Origin of the sequence: Streptomyces sp. SID5785, assembly GCF_009870065.1 — a bacterium.
In the GTDB taxonomy this organism is placed as follows: Bacteria; Actinomycetota; Actinomycetes; order Streptomycetales; family Streptomycetaceae; genus Streptomyces.
On sequence record NZ_WWIA01000896.1, the window covers coordinates 1 to 3,289 of the forward strand.

Annotated in this window: 4 protein-coding genes; all 4 read right to left on the reverse strand. The window is 67.6% G+C overall.

The genetic code is table 11. The features are described from left to right. A partial coding sequence (locus GTW43_RS29290) for an FAD-binding oxidoreductase (RefSeq protein WP_161305009.1) occupies positions 1-491 on the reverse strand: 491 nt, incomplete at its 3' end. A 68-nt stretch (positions 492-559) separates the two neighbouring features. Then, a complete protein-coding gene (locus GTW43_RS29295) occupies positions 560-1,336 on the reverse strand; it encodes an SDR family NAD(P)-dependent oxidoreductase (protein WP_161305010.1) in 777 nt (258 codons plus the stop codon). 15 nt (positions 1,337-1,351) lie between these two features. Next, positions 1,352-2,617 (reverse strand): MFS transporter, encoded by a 1,266-nt coding sequence (locus GTW43_RS29300; protein WP_161305011.1) that lies wholly within the window; start codon positions 2,615-2,617, stop codon positions 1,352-1,354. Between the two features lie 278 nt (positions 2,618-2,895). Beyond that, a partial coding sequence (locus GTW43_RS29305; protein ID WP_161305012.1) for a glycerol-3-phosphate responsive antiterminator occupies positions 2,896-3,289 on the reverse strand: 394 nt, incomplete at its 5' end.

Here is a 3,289-nt window from a genome sequence, read left to right on the forward strand (position 1 = left end):
TGGGTCGAGACGAGGCCGCCGTACTGCGCGAGCGGCTTGGACTGCGGCGAGTGCCCGGTGGTCAGGCCCTGGGCGCGCAGCGTGTCCTCGAGCACCTGGAGCGGCACCCCGCAGCCGACGGTGACCTGCATGTTCTCGGCGTCGATGCGGATGATCTCGTCGAGTCCCGAGCCGTCGAGGACCAGCGTGTCCTCGACGGCGGTCTCGAGGCCGCCCTCGGTGCCGGTGCGGCCGGTGCGGGCGACGACGTTGACGGTGTTCTCGTCGGCGAAGGCGAGGACCTTCGCGATGTCCTCGGTGGAGCGGGCGTTGACGATCGCGGCCGGGAGCGGGCCGTCGAAGATGCCGTGCACGGACTGGTACTTCTTGAACCGGTCGACGCTCGCGAGCTTCAGCTGCTCCTCGTCGGTGACGATCTGGTCCGGCTCGACCAGGTCGGCCAGGCGGGCGACGATGTCGTCCCGGGACAGCTTGGAGAGCGACTGGGCCATGGTGATCTACCTCGCGGGTTCTGGGTGTGGGGGGTGGCTGCGTACGGGAGGGGGGGTCGGGGCGGGGCTCAGCGGACCAGATAGCCTCCGTCGACCGGGAGGACGTGCCCGTTGACGTAGTCCGCGGCGCGGGAGGCGAGGAAGACCGTCGTCCCCATCAGATCGGCGACCTCGCCCCAGCGGCCCGCCGGGATGTGGTCCAGGACCCGCTGGTTGGCCGCAGGATCGGACCGCGTCTGCTCGGTGATCTTCGTGGCGAAGTAGCCGGGCGCGATCGCGTTGACCTGGATGTTGTGCTGGGCGAGCTCGTCGCAGTAGGCCTTGGTGAAACCGGCGATGCCGTGCTTGGTGGCGGCGTAGGCCGGGGACCACTGGCCGCCGAGGAAGGAGAACATCGACGCGATGTTGATGATCTTGCCGGAGCGCTGCGGGATCATGTAGCGGATCGCCTCGTGGCTGAGCTCGAACGCGGCGGTGAGGTTGAGGCTCACCATCGGGTCCCAGTGCTCGCGCCCGAACTCCTCGACCTGGCGGTTGATGGACATCCCCGCCGAGTTGACGAGGATGTCGAGGGAGCCGAGGCGTTCCACGCACGCGTCGACGACCTGCGCCGGCACGCCGGGCCGCGTGAGGTCGCACTCGAGGAACTCGAAGCGACGTCCCTCGGCCTCGATCAGCTTGCGCGTCGTGCCGTCGTCGTCGGCGATCGACGGGACGAGGACGTCGGCGCCCGCCGTGGCCAGAGCCAGCGCGAAGGCCTGTCCGAGGCCGGTGTTGCCACCGGTGACGACGGCGCTCTTCCCCTCGAGGGAGAAGAAGTCCCGGTTGAATTCGGTGATGTCCATGGTGATGGTTCTTCCTCAGATCGCAGGAGCGAGGGGGGCGGACTCGTGCGGCAGGCCGTTGTCCCGGGCGGCCAGTTCCCGGCGGCGGACACGCGTGGTCAGGGTGGTGAGGAGCAGGCCGAGCAGTGCCGCGGCGAGCAGGAAGACGAACAGGGCCGTGTAGCCGCCGCCCCGCTCGGGCACCGCGGGCTCGGCGCCGGGGTCGCCGATCCACCAGGCGGACAGCGAGGGCAGGAACGCGTCCGGCAGGAAGGCGATGCCGGAGACGAGGCCGATGACACCGCCGCGCTCGTTCTCGGGGATGCCGACCTCGCCGACGGTCGCGAAGTACACGCCGCGGCTCGCGAACACGAAGAGACAGAGCACGAACATCAGGGCGACCGCGATCCCGCCGAAGGCACTCGACCGCGGCAGCACCAGGAAGCCCACGGCGATCACGGCACAGCCGAGGAACATCCACCGCAGGAAGCGCGGCGAGGACCGCGTCACCTTGTCGACGACGACACCGCCGGCGGGCCCGGCGACGAACTGGAACACATAGGTGCGGACCACGCCGATGACACCGATGAGTCCCGCCGCGATGCCGAAGCGGTATTCGAGGAGCGGCGAGAAGTAGCCGAGCGTCGTGTAGAAGCAGTACATCATCATGACCGTGAGGCCGATGAGCCAGGTGTACTTGTTCTTCGCGGCCAGCCACAACTGCCGGAGCGTGACCGTGCTGGAGCCGAGTTCCGCGAGTTTCTCGTCGTCGTTCCTCACCAGGAACCAGACGAGTGCCGCGAAGACGAAGGCGAGAATTCCGTACACCCGGATGAGCCACACGACCCCGGCCGCCTGGGTGACGGTCACGGCGACGAGTGCGGTGCCGATGAATCCGACGAGGGTCGAGGTGACGCCGCGCATTCCTTCGAGGAATCCGAAGAGGCGCCCCTGTTCGCTCGCGTCGCCCAGCATCCCGATGGCCTTGACGAGGGCGGGCCAGTAGAGGCCCATGCCCATGACCGCCATGAGCACGTGGGCGACGAGGGTGCCGCCGTAGCCGGGGGCCTGCGCCAGGTAGAGATCGAGGACGCCGGTGCCGGACAGGCCGACGGCGACCAGGAGTTTCGGCGGGAACCGGTCGGCGAACCAGCCGCCGACGAAGTACATCACCATCGCCACGAATCCGAACACGGAGATGATGTTGCCGTAGTCCTGCGACGAGAGGTGGAGCGCCTCGGCCGTGGGGCCGAGAAAGACGAAACGAATGTAGGCGACTTGGAAGATGATGCCGCACGACATCGACAGGATGATGAATCCTGTCCATTTCCTCGCTCTGGTCACGTTCCACCTCGTTGTGGCAGGGATTCGGGCACGGAATTCGGGCACAAAAAAAGAACAGCAACCCCCGCTGTCGCGAGGAGTTACTGTTCTCTGGTCTCTAGTAACTGCTTCGGCCCGAGGACCCTGGGGTCCCCGCTCCGGAAGCCGATATGTGATTGTCGGCGGCGCACGGTGTATTCACCGGCGCACTGCGGTGTCAAAGTAAATCGGCGGTGACGGCAGTGTCAACCCCGCCCTCACATGGCCCAGACGTCCCGGTTCGACGAGGCGATCGCGCTCGCACCGGCCTTCAGCGCCGCGAACACGTCCTCCCGGTCGCAGACGAGCCCGCCCGCGATGAGCGGCACGTCGATGTCGGCGACCACCCAGGAGATGACCCGGGGCATGCAGCCCGGCAGGATCTCGACGCAGTCCGCCTTCGACATGCGCACCTGCGGCGCCAGGTTGCGGTACGAGAAGGAGTCGATGAGGAAGAAGCGGTGCACGGCGTACAGGCCCTGCTCGCGCGCGGCCCGCACCATGAACGCCTTCGAGCTGAGGATGCCGTCGGCGGCCGTCTTCTCCTTGACGTAGCGGACGACGATCTCCTTGCCCGCGAAGCCCTCGAGCAGGTCGACGTTGACGAGCACA

Excerpts from the sequence above, each read along its gene's own strand:
- GTW43_RS29295 (WP_161305010.1), bottom strand. The coding sequence starts at position 1,336 with ATGGACATCACCGAATTCAACCGGGACTTCTTCTCCCTCGAGGGGAAG.
- GTW43_RS29300 (WP_161305011.1), bottom strand. The coding sequence starts at position 2,617 with ATGTCGTGCGGCATCATCTTCCAAGTCGCCTACATTCGTTTCGTCTTT.